12 protein-coding genes are annotated in these 20,382 nt (G+C 52.1%); 7 read left to right on the top strand and 5 right to left on the bottom strand.

What is annotated here, in order from left to right; translation table 11 throughout:
• The first annotated feature begins 106 nt into the window (after positions 1-106).
• The 4 genes from EL111_RS01790 (at position 107) to ptsP (ending at position 3,326) form a co-directional block, all read left to right on the top strand.
• The gene (locus EL111_RS01790) at positions 107-670 is read left to right on the top strand and encodes a hypoxanthine-guanine phosphoribosyltransferase (RefSeq protein ID WP_123796338.1); all 564 of its coding nucleotides are present in this window, start codon (positions 107-109) and stop codon (positions 668-670) included.
• 180 nt (positions 671-850) lie between these two features.
• On the top strand, positions 851-1,294 hold the full coding sequence (locus tag EL111_RS01785; RefSeq protein WP_123796339.1) for a PTS sugar transporter subunit IIA: 444 nt from the start codon (positions 851-853) through the stop codon (positions 1,292-1,294).
• Between the two features lie 24 nt (positions 1,295-1,318).
• The gene (locus tag EL111_RS01780; RefSeq protein ID WP_123796340.1) at positions 1,319-1,588 is read left to right on the top strand and encodes an HPr family phosphocarrier protein; all 270 of its coding nucleotides are present in this window, start codon (positions 1,319-1,321) and stop codon (positions 1,586-1,588) included.
• Position 1,589: 1 nt separating this feature from the next.
• Positions 1,590-3,326 carry a phosphoenolpyruvate--protein phosphotransferase gene (gene ptsP / locus EL111_RS01775; protein ID WP_123796341.1) on the top strand — a complete coding sequence of 579 codons (1,737 nt, stop codon included), beginning with the start codon at positions 1,590-1,592 and terminating at the stop codon, positions 3,324-3,326.
• 303 nt (positions 3,327-3,629) lie between these two features.
• On the opposite strand, the gene EL111_RS01770 is transcribed toward ptsP, so the two are convergent.
• Positions 3,630-4,307, bottom strand: coding sequence for a YiaD family glycine zipper/OmpA-like lipoprotein (locus EL111_RS01770; protein ID WP_123796342.1), 678 nt, complete (start codon positions 4,305-4,307; stop codon positions 3,630-3,632).
• A 199-nt stretch (positions 4,308-4,506) separates the two neighbouring features.
• A complete protein-coding gene (locus EL111_RS01765; protein WP_123796343.1) occupies positions 4,507-5,382 on the bottom strand; it encodes a YoaK family protein in 876 nt (291 codons plus the stop codon).
• Positions 5,383-5,539: 157 nt separating this feature from the next.
• Between EL111_RS01765 and EL111_RS01760 the strand changes: the two genes are divergently transcribed.
• The 3 genes from EL111_RS01760 (at position 5,540) to EL111_RS01750 (ending at position 7,638) form a co-directional block, all read left to right on the top strand.
• The gene (locus tag EL111_RS01760; RefSeq protein ID WP_123796344.1) at positions 5,540-5,935 is read left to right on the top strand and encodes a hypothetical protein; all 396 of its coding nucleotides are present in this window, start codon (positions 5,540-5,542) and stop codon (positions 5,933-5,935) included.
• A gap of 122 nt (positions 5,936-6,057) precedes the next feature.
• Positions 6,058-6,996: a bifunctional riboflavin kinase/FAD synthetase gene (gene ribF / locus EL111_RS01755; protein ID WP_123796345.1), complete on the top strand. Its 939-nt coding sequence runs from the start codon at positions 6,058-6,060 to the stop codon at positions 6,994-6,996.
• Between the two features lie 426 nt (positions 6,997-7,422).
• Positions 7,423-7,638 carry a hypothetical protein gene (locus tag EL111_RS01750; protein WP_123796346.1) on the top strand — a complete coding sequence of 72 codons (216 nt, stop codon included), beginning with the start codon at positions 7,423-7,425 and terminating at the stop codon, positions 7,636-7,638.
• Between the two features lie 625 nt (positions 7,639-8,263).
• Here the strand turns inward: EL111_RS01750 and EL111_RS01745 are convergent.
• The 3 genes from EL111_RS01745 to EL111_RS01735 all read right to left on the bottom strand — a co-directional run bounded on the left by EL111_RS01745 (position 8,264) and on the right by EL111_RS01735 (position 20,294).
• The gene (locus EL111_RS01745; protein WP_123796347.1) at positions 8,264-9,016 is read right to left on the bottom strand and encodes a class I SAM-dependent methyltransferase; all 753 of its coding nucleotides are present in this window, start codon (positions 9,014-9,016) and stop codon (positions 8,264-8,266) included.
• A 175-nt stretch (positions 9,017-9,191) separates the two neighbouring features.
• A complete protein-coding gene (locus EL111_RS01740) occupies positions 9,192-10,049 on the bottom strand; it encodes an OmpA family protein (RefSeq protein WP_197717767.1) in 858 nt (285 codons plus the stop codon).
• 189 nt (positions 10,050-10,238) lie between these two features.
• The gene (locus EL111_RS01735) at positions 10,239-20,294 is read right to left on the bottom strand and encodes a YadA-like family protein (protein WP_126325828.1); all 10,056 of its coding nucleotides are present in this window, start codon (positions 20,292-20,294) and stop codon (positions 10,239-10,241) included.
• Positions 20,295-20,382: the final 88 nt, after the last annotated feature.

Below are 20,382 nucleotides of genomic sequence, written 5' to 3'. Positions count from 1 at the left end.
TTTGTACGCTTTCATTGAGGCCGTCTGAAAAGCAATTCATTACTTTCAGACGGCCTTTGGGTTTATAATCATTCTTTCTATATTTCTATAAAGCATCATTACCGCCATGACCGATTTAGAAGCCAAACGCCGCCAAACCCAAGCCATACTCGACAATGCGGATTTACTGTTTACCCGCGAACAATGCCGTGCCGCGCTGCAAAAAGTAGCCGACGAAATCACCCGCGACTTGGGCGGCAAATACCCGCTGCTGCTGCCGGTAATGGGCGGTGCGGTGGTGTTTACCGGCAAGCTGCTGCCGCTTTTGCGCTTTCCGCTGGATTTCGATTATGTCCACGTTTCCCGCTACGGCGACAAACTTTCGGGCGGCGCGTTCAACTGGAAACGGATGCCCGATCCGGAACAAATCCGGGGCCGCCATGTGGTGGTGCTGGACGATATTCTCGACGAAGGCCATACGATGGCGGCGATTCAGGAAAAGCTGCTGGCAATGGGTGCGGCAAGCTGCCGTGCGGCGGTATTCGCCAACAAACTGATTGATAAGGAAAAGCCGACCAAAGGTGATTACGTCGGCTTGGACGTGCCCGACCGTTATGTGTTCGGCTACGGCATGGATGCCGCGGGCTGCTGGCGCAATCTGGACGAAATTTATGCGTTGAATCAGGATTAGCAGACAGGCCGTCTGAAAAATTATGTGGCATTTTGCAGACGGCCTCTCCGCATAAAATATGCCCCAGCGCATCTTAACCAAAATACTTTACACCACTTTCCGTTTCAGACGGCCTTGTTTTTCCACTGCGATACAGCCATATACCATACCTGCCCCATCAAGAATACTTAGGAAACCACCATGATCGGTTTGCTCATCATTACCCACGAAACCGTCGGCGAAGCCTACCGCGGGCTGACCAACCATTTCTTCCCGCAAGGTTTCCCCGCCAACGTCCGCATTCTCGGCGTACAGCCGTCTGAAAACCAAGACGACATCATCAACCGGGCGATTGCGGAAATCCAAGAATTTCCCGATAACAACGGCGTGCTGATTATCACCGACATTTTCGGGGCAACACCGTGCAACGCCGCCCGCCGCTTAGTGCGCGCCGGCAAATCCGCCATCCTCACCGGCCTGAATGCGCCGATGATGATTAAAGCAGTTTCCCATGCAGAACGGGCGGACAACCTGAACACCTTCACCGAAACCGTGCGCGAAGCCGCCGTCAAAGGCATCTTTGCCATCACCGAAGAGCCGGAAGGCCTGATGTGCCGCGCCGAAGGTCAGGCAAAAAGACTCTAAGCAGCCTGAATACAGAGGACACCCATGCAGAAACAATCCATCGAAATCATCAACAAATTGGGCCTGCACGCCCGCGCTTCCAGCAAGTTCACCCAAACCGCCTCGCAATTCCAAAGCGAAGTATGGGTCACCAAAAACGGCAACCGCGTCAACGGCAAAAGCATCATGGGCTTGATGATGCTGGCCGCAGCAAAAGGCACCGTCATCGAATTGGAAACCGACGGTCCCGACGAAGCCGCCGCCATGCAGGGCTTGGCGGATTTAATCAACGACTACTTCGGCGAAGGCGAATAATATGAGCATCGTATTGCACGGCGTAGCGGCAGGGAAAGGCATTGCCATCGGCCACGCACACCTGATTACGCGCGGCACGGCCGAAGTGCCGCAATACGATATCGACGACGACGGCATTGCGGCCGAAACCGCCCGTTTCGAAGCGGCCGTCAAAGCCACGCGCAAAGAGCTGGAGCAGCTGCGCAACGCCATTCCGGAAAACGCACCGACCGAGCTGGGCGCGTTTATCTCGCTGCACCTGATGCTGCTGACCGACGTGACCCTGTCGCGCGAGCCGATAGACATCTTGAAAGAACAGCACATCAACGCCGAATGGGCATTGAAACAGCAAAGCGACAAACTCGCCGCCCAATTCGACAGCATAGACGATGCCTACCTGCGCGAACGCAAACAGGACATGCTCCAAGTCGTCCAACGCATCCACAACAACCTCGCCGGCCTGAGCAACGATTTAAACCTGAGCGACAATCCCTTTGAAGACACCGTACTGATTGCTCACGATTTGTCGCCCGCCGACACCGTACTCTTCAAAGAGCAGCACATCACCGCCTTCGTTACCGACATCGGCGGCCCGACCAGCCACACCGCAATTTTAGGGCGCAGCCTCGATATCCCCTCCGTTATCGGCCTGCACAACGCACGCCGTCTGATTACCGAAAACGAAATCGTGATTGTCGACGGCATCAACGGCATTCTCATCATTGCCCCTGACGACATCGTCCTCAACGAATACCGCCGCCTCGAACGCGAATACCGCAGCCACAAGCGCGAACTCAGCAAACTGAAAAAAACCGCCGCCACCACCGCAGACGGCATCAACATCGAACTCTCGGCAAATATCGAATCCCACGAAGACATCAAAGCACTGCACACCGTCGGCGCGGACGGAGTCGGCCTGTTCCGCAGCGAATTCCTCTACCTCAACCGCGACACCATGCCGTCTGAAGACGAGCAATACGAAGTGTACGGCGGCATCGTCAAAAAAATGAAAGGCAAACCCCTCACCATCCGCACCGTAGATTTGGGCGTGGACAAAAACCCCCGCTGGTTCGGCCAAAACGCCACCCCAAACGGCAGCCTGAATCCGGCACTGGGCCTCACCGGCATCCGCCTCTGCCTTGCAGAACCGGTGATGTTCCGCACACAAATGCGCGCCATCCTGCGTGCCGCCCGACACGGCACCGTACACATCATGTGGCCGATGATTACCTCGGTTTCCGAAGTGCGCCAATGCCTGATCCACTTGGAAACCGCCCGCCGCCAGCTTAGCGAGCGCGGCGAAGCCTTCGGTGAAGTGTCCGTCGGCTGCATGATTGAAATCCCCTCAGCCGCCATGACCGTCGGCAGCATTTTGAAACTGGTCGACTTCATCTCCATCGGCACCAACGACTTAATCCAATACGTTTTGTCGGTCGACCGCGGCGACGATGCCGTCAGCCACCTTTACCAGCCCAGCCATCCGGCCGTACTGAAAATGGTGCAGCACATCATCAAAACCGCCAACCGCATGGAAAAAAGCGTTTCCATCTGCGGCGAAATGGCCGGCGACACCCAGTTTACCCGGGTCCTGCTCGGCATGGGGCTGCGGCGTTTCTCCATGAATCCGAACAATCTGCTGGCCGTAAAAAACATCGTCCTGCAAAGCGACACCGGCAAGCTGGAAAACGGCATTGCCAGAATCATGCGCAACGAAGATCCGGAAAAATCGGAAAAACTGCTGAAAACACTCAATCAATAGCAACAGCCGATACTGCCCTCCCCTTGCTTCGATAAAATATAGTCGAATAAAATAAGAATGAGACAAGGCAGCGAAGCCGCAGACAGTACACATAGTACGGCAAGGCAAAGCAACGCTGTATCATTCTTATTTTAAATGACTATAAAAACTGTCAAAACAGGCATATCCGGTACAACAGCAAATCGTATTGATTAACCGTCTGCCTATGGTTTTCCCTGTTTGCCGCTCAAACGTAAAACCATAACAAAAAGGCCGTCTGAAAATCATACTTTCAGACGGCCTTTTCTATTTACTGCAAAGATATTAACGACGGCTTGCCGCGTTAATGGCGTTTTGATCCGGATTAATCAGGATTTCAACACGACGGTTTTGTGCACGGCCTTCCGCAGTTGCATTGCTGGCAATCGGTTGACGGGAGCCGTAACCGGCAGTCGCCATACGGTTTGCGCTCACACCGCGTGTTTGCAGGAAGTTGGCCACAGATTGTGCACGGTTGCGGGACAGCGGCTCGTTGATGCCGTCGTTGCCGGTATTATCGGTATGACCGTTGATGGTAATGGTAGTGTCAGGATATTGCACCAAAGTTTGCGCCGCATTGGCCAACGCGCTTTGTGCCTGACCGCTCAACGCCGCGCTGCCGGTGGCAAATGTTACGCTTTCAGGCATAACCAGTTTGATTTGGTTGCCTTGGCGTTCGATTTCGATATTGGTGTTCGCCAGACTTTCACGCAGTTTTTTCTCTTGGTAATCCATATAACCGCCTACGCCCGCACCCAATGCGCCGCAAGCCAATGCGGAGTTGCGCGCGCCTTTGCTGCCGTGTGTTAATGCACCGACAATGCCGCACACTGCCGCACCACCCAAGCCGTACAGAGCGGTTTTGCTGGCAGATTGTTCGCCGGTAGTCGCGTTGGTTACACAGCCGGACAAAGCCAAAGGTACGGCCAATACTGCCAAAGTCAGGGGTTTGGTAAATTTCATGGGATCAGTCCTTTCTCAGGGGACGGCAAGGCCGTCTGCAAAACAGGAATCGGGCGTCAGCCGCCTCAAACTGCATTCATCATAACCAACAATTTCCGCCCGCAAAAGCACGTTTAACCCGATATTACACAGCAAGCCCCTATGCTAACATTTGTTAGGCCGTCTGCATTTTACCCATAAATAGCTGTTTTATCAGAATTTAAACAGATTTTTTGCGAAGGTTTTTACGTTTTTTATACCAACGCAGCAAAATAAATTTCAAGCGCAGTTTCACATCATAACCTACCGAGCCTGCACCCAATACAAACAATACCAACGCCACCGGCAACGCAAAATGGTGTCCTGCCGTCTGATACCCCCAAGCCCCTACGACACCGCCGCCGAGAAACGCCGCCATCAATCCGGCCAGCAGCAGCATTTTCGGACGGTTTACCCGCACATGGGGCAAGCGCGGGTGGTTTTTGGCATAATAAACCGATTTGGCCAACTCAATACCCAAATCCGTTGCCGAGCCGGTCATGTGTGTCGAACGGATTGCCCCACCCGACAACACCGTTACCACCGTATTGTGCATACCCATAATAAAACAGAGTTGGAACAACGCCAGCGACGGCATCACCATACCGTCCCAACCCAAATCAACGTGCAGCAGCGTTGCGCCGAACAATCCGAATACCAGAAGATACACCGCCTCCAGCCACATCGAAAAGCCGAAGCTGCCGCGAAACCGTTTCTGCCGCATCCAAAAAATCACCCAAGCCGAATGCGCCGCGCCGCCGATAAAACAGCACACACTCGCCAATGCCAGCAGCAAAACACTCCATTCCCGCGTATAGACCATATCCGCCGCCAGCGACATCGAGCCGGTAACATGCGACGTATAACGTGCAAATGCAAAAAAACCGCCCGCATTAATCGCCCCCGCCAAAAACGCCATGATATACCCCAAGCGGCGGAAGCGCGCATCCGAAATCTGCTGCTCGTGCAGGTACGGGCGGTCCGCCTGCCAAAACGGAGGCGCATGGTGGCGTGTATGCCGGCCGCCGGAAGAATGTCTGCTTACAGATTTATCCATCACTTTATCCGTCTCATGATTTGCAGACGGCCTGCGTCTGCTTTACCCTCTGCTTATCATATTATCCGTCTGCCAAAATGTATAGGAAAATCCGTCTGCTTGCAAAATCACCGTGAAATAGCGTACATTCAAACCTTACCTTCATCAGGAAAATATAATGAACACATTACGTCTTCTGCTGCTCTCCGCCGCAGCTGCCACCCTTGCGGCCTGCGCGATTACCCCCGAACAACAGGCCCGGCGTGCGGCCGCACAAAAACATTACGAACAATCCCTGCAAATTGCGCTGGCAGGCCAATGCGACCCCGAAACCGCCAATCTGATGCGGCAGCAATTTGCCTTGGCCGAACAATCTTCTGCCGAAGCAACCGAAGCACAACAATCCTTCCGTCTCAAATACATCGACAAAATCAACGATCCCATGTTCCAAGCCTGCTACAAAATGGCATGGCAAAACCATATCGCCCAACAGCGTTTGCAGGAAATGCGCCGCTACTACGACTGGGAAGACTTCTATTACCCGTTCCGCCGCCGTCCGTACGGTTGGTGGTAATCCCCGGCAAAATCAGGCCGTCTGCAAAAACGCATATTCCGTTTGCAGACGGCATTCCACCTTTATCGACACCGCAATTCCGTTTACAATAGCCGCCTGTTCCACCAACACCAAACACCACCATGAAAATCTGGTTCGGTCAGTGCCGCGCGCCTGACTTTCCGCAAGGCACGGCAGTCACCATCGGCAATTTCGACGGCGTACACCTCGGGCACCAACACATTCTGCAACAACTCAAGCGCAAAGCAGACACGCTGGCGCTGCCGGTTGTCGCCGTTGTTTTCGAGCCGCAACCACGGGAATTTTTCGCCCGCAAAAACGGCAAAACACCGCCCTACCGCATTACCCCCCTGCGTACCAAACTCGATTTGCTGCGGCAAACCGGCTGTGTAGATGCCGTTTGGGTTTTACGTTTCAACCAAGCCTTTTCAGACATGGGCGCGCAGGAATTTATCGACCGCCTGCTGAGAAACAGCCTCCGTACCCGGTATCTGCTCATCGGCGATGATTTCCGTTTCGGCGCAGGGCGGGAAGGCAGCTTTGAAATGCTCTCGGCCCAGCCCGACATACAAACCGAACGCACCCCCTCCGTCATTACCGCAGACATCCGCACCAGCAGCACCGCCATACGCCAAGCACTTTCAGACGGCCTGCTCGATTACGCGCGCACCCTCTCCGGCCACGATTACACCCTGAGCGGCAAAGTCAAACACGGGCGCAAACTCGGGCGCACCCTCAACGCTCCCACCGCCAATATCCAACTTCCGCCCCACCATTACGCCTTAAACGGCGTATTCGTTGTCGAAGCAGAAGGCTCGTTCGGCGTACGACGCGGCGTTGCCAGCTTCGGCTTCAACCCCACCGTCAGCAGCAGCCGCTCGCAAAAGCTGGAAGTCCATCTTTTTGATTTTCATGGAAACCTTTACGGCGAACGGCTCAACGTCCGCTTTCTGCACAAATTACGCGATGAAATCAAGTTCGGCAACATCACCGATTTACAGGCACAAATCGAACAGGACATGGCAGCCGCCCTTAACTGGCAGCCTGCAACAAACATATAAATAAACATCACTCCGAATCAATCTGCCAAACAATAAAAAATCCGCCTTTTACGGCGGATTTTTCATAAATACTTGATTTTTAATCTAATATAGTCGAATAAAATAAGAATGAGACAAGGCAGCGAAGCCGCAGACAGTACACATAGTACGGCAAGGCAAAGCAACGCTGTATCATTCTTATTTTAAATGACTATAAATATTAGATTTATTCCTGTTGGGTGATTCAACAAACGGAAATGCCCACCGTTTCCGATGGGCACTCACCTAGGGAGAAATGAAATGAATCTAGCCATTCAAATCATCTTCTTCTTAATCCTGATGTTGGCAAGCTGTAACGCCTACTAAAGATTAAGAAATCGGGGGCGGTAGGTGGCACTACCAAACCCGATGCCCTAATCATACACAACCCTAAAAAGAAAATCAACCATGACCGCCAAGAAATACGACCAAGTTGCCTACAACCGCAAATCAGACGAAAAGCGCGGGGTCAAGCTCTGCTCATACAAATTCAAACTGGAAACCATTGCCAAGCTGGAAGAGCTGGCCGCCGAAAAAGGAATGTCCAAAACCGCTCTGCTTGAAGCCCTGATATGGCGTGAAGCAGGGGAACAGGCTGTTTTGCAGACGGCTGTTGCCGAATAAAACTCATCAAATATTCAAATATCTGCCGGATGCCGTCCTTTTATGGCGGTAATCGAAAGCCCCATTTAAATCGAAACAATACCGCATTCGCGCACCTTATTTTAAATCAGCCTCTCTCCTGCCGCGCAGCAGTCTCAGCCCATGCCGAAGCACCATCGATAAAAACCAATTTCAAAGCTGACAAAAATTGTCACTTTTTTCTGCCCGCACAATTCAAAATCCAATCAGGCCACAAAAAGACAAACCTACCTTACAGAGCGCGCATATCCCAACCATGCAAACTTACCGAATGGCAACATATGTTTTTACTTCTCCCGGCTTTGATTGCCAACTGACAATTTTTGTCAGTTTAACGTAAACACTCTATCCTGTCGTTCTTACGAAGAAGAATGCTATTTCGCCAACTTATTTCAATATAAATCAAACCGGCGTACAAAAATGCCGTCTGCAAAATACAGACGGCTTTTTTATGCCTGATAAATATAGTGATTTCAAATAAGGAAGATACAGTATTGCTGCGCCTTGCCGTATTATCTGTGCTGCTTTTTGCTATCTTGTCTCATGCTGTGCTGTTCGATTGTTAAAACGCAGCAAGCCGTAACCTTTTTGCTGTTTTGCCCTGCCATCAATCCTTCGCGGGATTGTCCGGCAGATACACATCAAAACGGGTACTTTTGCCCGTATATTGGTACGCGGGCTTTTCGCCGTTTAAATATTCTCCCAAACGCGGGCGTTTGACCACCACGCGCTTTTTGGCAACCATACGGGCTGCCGACAGCAGCGCGGCTTCATCTTGCGCCGCACCGACCAAATCGTGAAAATACGCCATCTCTTTCTTAACGGCTGCCGACTTCTGCCGCTCGGGGTACATCGGATCGAGATACACCACATCCGGCCTGCCGAACTGCTCCGCCGCCATCGGCAACAACTTACCGGCATCGCCGAACTGCAAAGCAATCCGACCCGCGATTTCGGCCACTTCCGGCTGCTGCAACGCGCGCTTGAGGCCGTCTGCAAGCAGGCAGGCAACCGCAGGATTCTGCTCAAATGTTCTGACGGACAAGCCTAAGGAAGCCAATACAAAACTGTCCCGCCCCAAACCGCCTGTTCCGTCCCATACCGTCGGTTGCGAAGTGTGGTTGACCGCCTTGGCTATCAGCTCCCCGCCTCCTTTCAGCCGCCGGTATTGCGCCGCCCCGCCGCCGAAATCCACGCGGACACGGCCTTTTTCTCCGGCACGGCACAAGCTGATTCCCTCCGCATCCGCCAGCAAGTACACACCGCTTGGCGGCTCATTTGCAGACGGCCTCAAGCCGAAATATTCCGCCGCTTCCCGTGCCTCTCGGGTTGCCTCTTGGGTAAAATGGATAAAGGTCATAAGCTGCCTACTGTGGAAAAACCTGATATACGGTCGGAAACATCACACGGAACAACGCTGCAAACCGTATCGTGCTTACTGCGAATCAAAACGGTATTTTACGACAAGCTACCTGAAAATAAAAAACCGCAGGAAAACTTCCTGCGGTTTTTTTCAAGCAAATGCCGTCTGCAAATTATTCGACGGTCAGCTCACCTACACCGTCCACCTCAATGACAACGCGGCGGTTCGGTTGCAGACACGCGATTTCTTCATTGCGCGGCAGGCTGGTGCTACATTCTACCAACGGATTGCGTTTGCCCAAACCTTGAGCAGACATCACCACAGCAGGTACGCCACGGGTAATCAAGTATTGGCGTACAGTTTCTGCACGGCGTTGTGACAGCGCATTATTATAGGAATCGCTACCTTTGCGGTCGGTATAACCGATAATGCGGATGGCACTTACGCGCTCGAAGCGTTTGATGTCTTCGGCAAAGCGGTCGAGTTTGGCATAACCGGCAGGCAGCATATCGTTCGGTCCGCTCTTATCGAAGGCGAACAAGGCATCTGCACCCAAGTTCAGAGATTGGGTTTTCGGTTTGGCCGGACCGCGCGGCGGACAAACGGCATCTTCAGGGAACACAGGTTTCCAGTAGAAGCTGCGGGCAAATTTGTCTTTGTCGTAGATTACTTTGTATTGGCAGGTAGTAATGCCTTCTACACCTGAAGTATTGTCAGGATCGACACCGACGCCCGGGGTGTAGAAATGGAACAGGTAGTCCCATTCGCGCACGTTGAACATACCTTCGTCATAATGAGGGCGACCCAAGATTTTATAGATGTCGTCTTTGGTCAGACCCGGACGCATTTTGTCCAGTTCATCGTCAGTAGGGAATGTACCGCGATCGTTATTGAAAGTCAGTGAGTAAGGTTTTGGGAATACCGGCTCGTCGGTTGTACCGTCTGCTTTCACGTTGCTTTTGGTGGCACAAGCCGCCAGCAGCACCGTAGCAGCCAAAGCCGCCCATTTCAATTTATTTGTTTTCATCATATTTACCTTAATTTAAGACAGTTTCCGTAATAAAACCATCAGATAGCGAGAAATTATAGATGAACCCGGCAGGTAACGTCAATCAATATGCATAACGCCCAATAAATCGGATAAGCAGCTTGCACCGCCTATCCGATTATCGGGGGTTACGCCGTCTGTAAAACGACGCAACCTGACCGGTGATTCACATTACCATTGGTAACCTACAGCAGCCGTCGCACCAAAGTTGCCGCGAGAGTTGCCGGAAGCAGTACCTTTGATAATCCAGTTACCGCCGTCGGAGATGCTGGAGTAGCCCACAGCATAACCGGTTTCACCACGGTACACACCGCCACCGATAGCCATCATGCTCTTACCCGGCAGATAGGCTTGCGGCAGACCTGCAGTAGCGAGAGCTTGTGCAACACCGGCATTGGCTCGGTTTTCCACGCCGTCGATGCGCGCGTTGGTCGCTTTCAACTGGCTCACATTCACCGCATCGGTATCATTCACGCCCGGAGCAACATTGGTAATGCGAACCGGAGCACCGTTGGCATCACCGATACGGATATTGCCTTCTTCGTCGCCGCCGATTACCGGACCGTTGCCGCCGCCGACTTGAACGGTATTAACTTTCACATCCGGATTCAAGTCGTAAGTTACGGCATTGCTGTCGGCAGGTTTGCTGATGAGGATATTACCGTCGGTATTTCGCATATCGACTGTACTACCCGGATTCACCATCGAACCGTTTTCGCCTTGGGCGGTCAGTTTGAAGCCGGAGTTGTTGATTGCATTGGCAACATCACCTGCAGTCGGCAGTTTGCCTGCATCTTCGCCGGTCGGAACATTAACCTTACCGTTATCGGTATCAACAGTCAGCGGAGTAGTGTTCACTACCAAGCCTTGACCCGGAACATTAGTGATGGTCGTACCATCAACCTTCACGGACAAGTCGTAGTTGGTAATGCCTGTACCCGGATGTACGGATTCGCGTACCGTTACCGAATCATCGGCAGAAGATACCGTGCTCTTCGCACCGTTCACCGCTGCATTAAGCTGGCTTACGTTTACCGCATCGTTCGGGTTCACGCCGTTGGCCACACCGGAGATAACCTTATTGCCGGCATCAATACCGTCAACAGTAACGCTCGGGCCGCCTACAATGCTCAGACCTTTGCCGTCCAGCGTTGCATTACCGGTAGTTACGCTGTCCAGTACCAAGTCTTTGGCAATGTCCACGGTGTAAGTAACATCGTTTTCACCGTCACGTTTGCCGTGGGTTACGGTAACGTTGTCGCTGCCCGCTTTCACGTTGGTACCTTCGGCATTCACGGTGTAAACAGACTGACCGTTTTCGCCTACGGTTTGCGTTACGTTCGCCACGTTGGTGCCTGCGCGTACTTCGGTTTTCGCACCTGCGGCTGCCCAGTACAACTGGCTGCCGTTGATGGCATCGTTCGAGTCAGGACCGATGTCGCCGTCTGCCACGCCGGTAATCTTCACAGGAGCGCCGTTTGCATCGCCAACATTGATGTTGCCATCTACGTTAGTGATCTTCGGACCGTTCGCACCAAATTGTACGCTGTTAAATTCAACGTCATCTTTGGTTGCGTAAGTGAAGGTTTGGCCGTTTTGTACCAACTTCATGTTCTTACCGGCTTGGAAGGTTACGGTTTCACCCGGCTGTACCAGTTCGTTGGTAGCATTTTCTACCACACCACCGTCAACTGCACCTGATGTTGCATTCCAACCAGAGTTGTTGATCGCATCGGCTACGTTTTGTGCAGTCGCTACTTTGTTGCCTGCTTGGTTGATGGCGTTTTGTGCGTCATCAACGGCTTTTTGTGCCGCTGCTTTCTCATCTTCAGTTGCAGTGTCTGGCAAGTCAGCCAAGGCTTTTTCAGCAGCTGCCAAGTCGTCTTTCATTTCCTGAGTTACCGGACCTGTTACGTCACCAATCGGGTTGGCGTTGATGTCGCCGGTGTTCACTTTCAACTGGGTTACGGTTACCGGGCTGCCGTCTGCGTTCAGTACAGGGGCGCCGTTTTCGTCCAGTTTCGGTGCTTCTTCAAACACGATGGTGCTGTTGTCTACGTTAATGTCGTATTGAACGTTAGATACAGTGCCGTCATCGTTCGGTTTCGCTACCGCGGTTGTGCCTTTGCCGTCAACGAAGTTTACGGTGTCATATGGCTTCACGAAGTCAACTGAGTTGCCGTTGTTTTGCAGGTTCCAGCCTGAGTTCAGGATGTCGCCTACTGTTGCGGCGTTGTTGATGATGTTGTTCACATTATCAGGCAGTTTGGCTTCTTTGGTTACCGGTGCTGCACCTTCGGTGGTGTCGCCATTTGGCGTTACCGCATCTTTGTTGAAGGTCGGGGTCAGGTTAGAGCCTACGTTACGCAGAACCATCGGTTTGGCTGTGCTGTCGTCGCCGTTGTTCATAGAGGCGATGATGTCGCCTTTGTTCAGCGGTTTAACTTCGTTGCCGTCTGCGTCAACAGGTTTGCCTTCTTCGTTCAGGGTGGTGCCTTCCGGATAGAAGTTGCCGTCAATCAGGGTAACTTTGTTACCTTTGTCATCGGTGTAAACAACCGGCAGTTGTGCGTTTTCAACTGTGTTTTGGGCGTTCACTGAGAAGGTGAAGGTTTGGCCGTCTTGTACCAGTGTCAGGTTGTCGCCTGCACGGAAGGTGACGGTTTCACCCGGTTGTACCAACTCGTTGCTTGTGCCTGAAACGACGCCTGAACCGTCTTTACCTGAGGTTACGTTCCAACCTGAGTTGTTGATCGCATCGGCTACGTTTTGTGCTGTTGCAACTTTGTTGCCTGCTTGGTTGATGGCGTTTTGTGCGTCTTCAACAGCTTGTTGTGCCGCTGCTTTCTCATCTTCAGTTGCAGTGTCTGGCAAGTCAGCCAAGGCTTTTTCAGCAGCTGCCAAGTCGTCTTTCATTTCCTGAGTTACCGGACCTGTTACGTCACCAATCGGGTTGGCGTTGATGTCGCCGGTGTTCACTTTCAACTGGGTTACGGTTACCGGGCTGCCGTCTGCGTTCAGTACAGGGGCGCCGTTTTCGTCCAGTTTCGGTGCTTCTTCAAACACGATGGTGCTGTTGTCTACGTTAATGTCGTATTGAACGTTAGATACAGTGCCGTCATCGTTCGGTTTCGCTACCGCGGTTGTGCCTTTGCCGTCAACGAAGTTTACGGTGTCATATGGCTTCACGAAGTCAACTGAGTTGCCGTTGTTTTGCAGGTTCCAGCCTGAGTTCAGGATGTCGCCTACTGTTGCGGCGTTGTTGATGATGTTGTTCACATTATCAGGCAGTTTGGCTTCTTTGGTTACCGGTGCTGCACCTTCGGTGGTGTCGCCATTTGGCGTTACCGCATCTTTGTTGAAGGTCGGGGTCAGGTTAGAGCCTACGTTACGCAGAACCATCGGTTTGGCTGTGCTGTCGTCGCCGTTGTTCATAGAGGCGATGATGTCGCCTTTGTTCAGCGGTTTAACTTCGTTGCCGTCTGCGTCAACAGGTTTGCCTTCTTCGTTCAGGGTGGTGCCTTCCGGATAGAAGTTGCCGTCAATCAGGGTAACTTTGTTACCTTTGTCATCGGTGTAAACAACCGGCAGTTGTGCGTTTTCAACTGTGTTTTGGGCGTTCACTGAGAAGGTGAAGGTTTGGCCGTCTTGTACCAGTGTCAGGTTGTCGCCTGCACGGAAGGTGACGGTTTCACCCGGTTGTACCAACTCGTTGCTTGTGCCTGAAACGACGCCTGAACCGTCTTTACCTGAGGTTACGTTCCAACCTGAGTTGTTGATCGCATCGGCTACGTTTTGTGCTGTTGCAACTTTGTTGCCTGCTTGGTTGATGGCGTTTTGTGCGTCTTCAACAGCTTGTTGTGCCGCTGCTTTCTCATCTTCAGTTGCAGTGTCTGGCAAGTCAGCCAAGGCTTTTTCAGCAGCTGCCAAGTCGTCTTTCATTTCCTGAGTTACAGGACCTGTTACGTCACCAATCGGGTTGGCGTTGATGTCGCCGGTGTTCACTTTCAACTGGGTTACGGTTACCGGGCTGCCGTCTGCGTTCAGTACAGGGGCGCCGTTTTCGTCCAGTTTCGGTGCTTCTTCAAACACGATGGTGCTGTTGTCTACGTTAATGTCGTATTGAACGTTAGATACAGTGCCGTCATCGTTCGGTTTCGCTACCGCGGTTGTGCCTTTGCCGTCAACGAAGTTTACGGTGTCATATGGCTTCACGAAGTCAACTGAGTTGCCGTTGTTTTGCAGGTTCCAGCCTGAGTTCAGGATGTCGCCTACTGTTGCGGCGTTGTTGATGATGTTGTTCACATTATCAGGCAGTTTGGCTTCTTTGGTTACCGGTGCTGCACCTTCGGTGGTGTCGCCATTTGGCGTTACCGCATCTTTGTTGAAGGTCGGGGTCAGGTTAGAGCCTACGTTACGCAGAACCATCGGTTTGGCTGTGCTGTCGTCGCCGTTGTTCATAGAGGCGATGATGTCGCCTTTGTTCAGCGGTTTAACTTCGTTGCCGTCTGCGTCAACAGGTTTGCCTTCTTCGTTCAGGGTGGTGCCTTCCGGATAGAAGTTGCCGTCAATCAGGGTAACTTTGTTACCTTTGTCATCGGTGTAAACAACCGGCAGTTGTGCGTTTTCAACTGTGTTTTGGGCGTTCACTGAGAAGGTGAAGGTTTGGCCGTCTTGTACCAGTGTCAGGTTGTCGCCTGCACGGAAGGTGACGGTTTCACCCGGTTGTACCAACTCGTTGCTTGTGCCTGAAACGACGCCTGAACCGTCTTTACCTGAGGTTACGTTCCAACCTGAGTTGTTGATCGCATCGGCTACGTTTTGTGCTGTTGCAACTTTGTTGCCTGCTTGGTTGATGGCGTTTTGTGCGTCTTCAACAGCTTGTTGTGCCGCTGCTTTCTCATCTTCAGTTGCAGTGTCTGGCAAGTCAGCCAAGGCTTTTTCAGCAGCTGCCAAGTCGTCTTTCATTTCCTGAGTTACCGGACCTGTTACGTCACCAATCGGGTTGGCGTTGATGTCGCCGGTGTTCACTTTCAACTGGGTTACGGTTACCGGGCTGCCGTCTGCGTTCAGTACAGGGGCGCCGTTTTCGTCCAGTTTCGGTGCTTCTTCAAACACGATGGTGCTGTTGTCTACGTTAATGTCGTATTGAACGTTAGATACAGTGCCGTCATCGTTCGGTTTCGCTACCGCGGTTGTGCCTTTGCCGTCAACGAAGTTTACGGTGTCATATGGCTTCACGAAGTCAACTGAGTTGCCGTTGTTTTGCAGGTTCCAGCCTGAGTTCAGGATGTCGCCTACTGTTGCGGCGTTGTTGATGATGTTGTTCACATTATCAGGCAGTTTGGCTTCTTTGGTTACCGGTGCTGCACCTTCGGTGGTGTCGCCATTTGGCGTTACCGCGTCTTTGTTGAAGGTCGGCGTCAAGTTCGGTGCGAGGTTGGTGATCGAACGGTCGCCCATATCGATACCTTTGTTATCGATGGTAATCGGGCTTGGGTTGTTCGTGGTATCGCCCACTTTCACGCTGTTGAACTCAACATCGTCTTGGGTTGCGTAAGTGAAGGTTTGACCTTCTTGAACCAGCTTCATATTTTTGCCGGCTTGGAAGGTAACGGTTTCACCCGGCTGTACCAGTTCAACAGTTGAACCTGTGGCGTTGTCGCCCGCTGCGGTGACGTTCCAACCTGAGTTGTTGATCGCATCAGCTACGTTTTGTGCTGTTGCAACTTTGTTGCCTGCTTGGTTGATGGCGTTTTGTGCGTCATCAACGGCTTTTTGTGCCGCTGCTTTCTCATCTTCAGTTGCAGTGTCTGGCAAGTCAGCCAAGGCTTTTTCAGCAGCTGCCAAGTCGTCTTTCATTTCCTGAGTTACCGGACCTGTTACGTCACCAATCGGGTTGGCGTTGATGTCGCCGGTGTTCACTTTCAACTGGGTTACGGTTACCGGGCTGCCGTCTGCGTTCAGTACAGGGGCGCCGTTTTCGTCCAGTTTCGGTGCTTCTTCAAACACGATGGTGCTGTTGTCTACGTTAATGTCGTATTGAACGTTAGATACAGTGCCGTCATCGTTCGGTTTCGCTACCGCGGTTGTGCCTTTGCCGTCAACGAAGTTTACGGTGTCATATGGCTTCACGAAGTCAACTGAGTTGCCGTTGTTTTGCAGGTTCCAGCCTGAGTTCAGGATGTCGCCTACTGTTGCGGCGTTGTTGATGATGTTGTTCACATTATCAGGCAGTTTGGCTTCTTTGGTTACCGGTGCTGCACCTTCGGTGGTGTCGCCATTTGGCGTTACCGCGTCTTTGTTGAAGGTCGGCGTCAAGTTCGGTGCGAGGTTGGTGATCGAACGGTCGCCCATATCGATACCTTTGTTATCGATGGTAATCGGGCTTGGGTTGTTCGTGGTATCGCCCACTTTCACGCTGTTGAACTCAACATCGTCTTGGGTTGCGTAAGTGAAGGTTTGACCTTCTTGAACCAGCTTCATATTTTTGCCGGCTTGGAAGGTAACGGTTTCACCCGGCTGTACCAGTTCAACAGTTGAACCTGTGGCGTTGTCGCCCGCTGCGGTGACGTTCCAACCTGAGTTGTTGATCGCATCAGCTACGTTTTGTGCTGTTGCAACTTTGTTGCCTGCTTGGTTGATGGCGTTTTGTGCGTCTTCAACAGCTTGTTGTGCCGCTGCTTTCTCATCTTCAGTTGCAGTGTCTGGCAAGTCAGCCAAGGCTTTTTCAGCAGCTGCCAAGTCGTCTTTCATTTCCTGAGTTACAGGACCTGTTACGTCACCAATCGGGTTGGCGTTGATGTCGCCGGTGTTCACTTTCAACTGGGTTACGGTTACCGGGCTGCCGTCTGCGTTCAGTACAGGGGCGCCGTTTTCGTCCAGTTTCGGTGCTTCTTCAAACACGATGGTGCTGTTGTCTACGTTAATGTCGTATTGAACGTTAGATACAGTGCCGTCATCGTTCGGTTTCGCTACCGCGGTTGTGCCTTTGCCGTCAACGAAGTTTACGGTGTCGTATGGTTTCACAAAATCAACAGAGTTGCCGTTGTTTTGCAGGTTCCAGCCTGAGTTCAGAATATCGCCTACGGTTGCTGCGTTGTTTACGATTTCATTAACATTGTCAGGCAGTTTAGCTGACACAGTTACCGCCGGCTTGCCTTCGGTGGTGTCGCCGTTTGGCGTTACCGCGTCTTTGTTGAAGGTCGGGGTCAGGTTCGGTTTCAAGTTGGTGATTGACGTATCGCCCATATCAATGCCATCGGTGTTGATGGTAATGGTTGGGGTTTCGCCGCCGATGGTTACGGTGGTGAAGTCAACGGTTTCGCCTGTTGCATAGGTGATGTTGCCCTCGGTGGTTTGGGTAACGGTCAGGTTTTTGCCTGCAATCATCGTTACGGTATCACCCGGGTTGATCATATCGCCGTCTGCTTTTAACGGAGAAGCGGTCAGATTTTCGCCACCATTTGCACCTGTGGTCAGCTTGAAGCCTGATTTGTTGATGGCATTCGCCACTTGACCTGCGGTTACCAAGTTCAAGGTGTCGCCGGCTACGTTGACTGTGCCGTTGTTTTGCGGAGCCAAATCAGAGGTTTCAGGCGTTTTCACGTTTGCTTGCAACTCACCTTTGTCGTTCAAGGTGATGGTGCTGTTGTCGTATTTCACATCAAAGGTGATGTTTTGTCCGTCTGCACGGGCGGTTGTGCCTGTACCATTGACAAAGTTCACGTCTTTGTTGTCTTTGTTGATGGTTTCAACAAGCTTGCCATTTACGCTGGTGGTGAAATCGGTGATTTTGGTATCGATTTCGGTTTTCAGCTTATCAGCTACCAAATAGAGCTGCGAGCCGTTGATGGCGTCTGTCGATTGATCTGAAATCAGACCTGCGGCAACGTGCTGAACACGGCGAGGGTCGGAAGCAGTACCTACAGATACCACACCAAGCGTGCCCGGATTCGAGCCTGCAAAGCCTGAGTAAGTAACGCCGTTTACAGTAGCATTACTGATAATGCTTGTACCGCCAGTGTGAGCACCTGATTCTACGGTTTGAGAGTTGTTACCCAAAGCAACAGAGTTATTGACATTCGCTACAGAATCACGACCAATGCTAACAGATTGGCTGTTCTGAGCTTGAGCGTTATCACCGATGGCGATAGCACGTCGGCCGCTTGCTGCCGATTTGGCACCGACGGCAACCGATTGCGGGCCAGTCGCTGTCACTTCCTTACCAATGGCAACGCCATTCTCACCGGTAACCTGTGCTTTAGTACCGATAGCAACCGCGTTTTCAGCACCTGCAATGTTTGCCGACTTGCCCACAACAACGTTACTCTCGGCGTTTGTCAGTGCGTCTTTACCAATAACGATGTTTGTTGCATTAGAGGTTGACGAGCTTTGTGCATTCGTACCAATGACGATACTGTTAGAACCGCCAGCAGATTTAGCACCGATACCGATGGCAATGTCATTCTTACCCAATGCACCGCCGATAGAGTCATAAGTGCCTAAGTTGGTGCCCGGATTGCCTTTCGGCTGGAATTCATCCTCCACTGTATTGTTAACGTGGGCGTAGCTTTGTACTGGTGCTGCCGCCCCTGTGTTTACGGTGTAAGTAATGGCACCAGTTTTAAGGTCAGTTTCTGCGTCTACAGTTACGTTCTTACCCGCTTTCACTTTCGGCATTGCTTTCATTACTACATTCGCAACGGTGTAAAGCTGTGAGCCGTTGATCGCATCGGTAGAAGTTGATGAGATTTCACCTGCCGCTACGTTTTGGATACGGCGTTCTGCACCAGACGCACCCACAGACACACCGCCTACCGCTGTCGCACCTGCATAAGTGCCGTAAGTTAGGGCGATTGACTCACCTGTGTGGCCTAAGCCGTAAATCGTGCCTTTATCAACCTTGCCAGTTGCACCGCCGGTAGAGGTTGCACCTGCTGTTACGTCGTCTTTAATTGCATTTTTCAATGAGCCAACGCCGTCTGTAACTGAGCCTTGACCGGCTGTTACCGTGCTGTCTGAACCCAAGTAAACCGAGTTGGCTACGGTGTTGCTAAGCGGGGCCAGATAGCCTTTCGGATTCGGCTTGGTGTTGATGCCGCTGCCCAATACATAGGTATTTTGTGAATTGATGTAGTTGCGGCTGCCCACGGCGGCAGAATTGCTTGCCGAAGTGCTGTTTGTGATCAACGCATCACGTTTTGCTTTACCATCGTCTGAGTAAGCAGTCGTACCACCAAATTGGTTGTTCGCACCAAAGCCGTATGCACCGTCTGTGTTGTCAGCGACGATGTTGTCGTTACCCACGGTGTATGAGTTGGTACCGCGAATGGTAGAAGGGTCACCGATGGCACCGGAGAAGTCGCCTTCAACCACGTTGGCATAGCCGATAGCAATGGTTTGGTTGCCCTTCGCCATTGCTTCTGAGCCGATGGCAATGGTTTGGTTGCCCTTCGCCATTGCTTCTGAGCCGATGGCAAGTGAGATGTTACCCACGGCTTGAGCTTTGTTACCGATGGCGACGGTTTCGATGATGGCCTGATCGCCTTTCACACCCGATACGGTGTTTTCACCCATTGCCAAACCTGCTTTGGAGTAGGTACGGCTGTCGTGACCGAAGGCAATCGCACCGTCTGTGTTGCCGGTGGCTGTCAGTGTTGTATCGTTGACATTCAGTGCATTTCGTACTGTTCTGCCGTTTTCTACACGCGCGCCGGAGCCGAAGGCAATCGCCCCTTCACCTTGAGAGAGGGTTTGCTCTTTACGCACTGAGTACAAATCGTTGGCGGTGTTGGTGGTAATCTCTTCAGATTTCATACCCACACCGAAGGCGATACCGTCTTTATCTTCTGCTTGGGCTTGGGCACCAAAGGCGATAGAGCCTGCAGCCAATGCTGCTGATGCCACACCTGATGCCATTGCGTTGTTTTTCAACGCCGCTGCTTGGCGACCCATCGCCATTGCACCATAGCCGCCTGCCATTGCGTTGTTACCCACGGCAACAGAAGAGTTGCCCAATGCCGATGCCATTGAGCCCACGGCAACCGCCAAGCCGAAACCTTCGCCCGGGTTGCCATACAAGCCCGGAATACGGCCTGCCGTTGCATTTGAGCCGATGGCGATAGAGCCTGTGGTAGCAGTTGCGTCAGAACCCAATACCGTTGCACGGGCAAAGGCTTCGTTAGGGTTATAGTCGTGGTTTCGGATACCCAACTCTTCGTTCATCGAAGGAGGTCCGTTTCTACCAATCGTAGCTTGATGATAATGAGCTGCATTAGAGTTTGTCAGCTCACTAGCACTATAGCCTTCTGGT

Origin of the sequence: Neisseria animalis, assembly GCF_900636515.1 — a bacterium.
Classification (GTDB): Bacteria; Pseudomonadota; Gammaproteobacteria; order Burkholderiales; family Neisseriaceae; genus Neisseria; species Neisseria animalis.
This window is presented reverse-complemented; position numbering and strand designations above follow the sequence as displayed.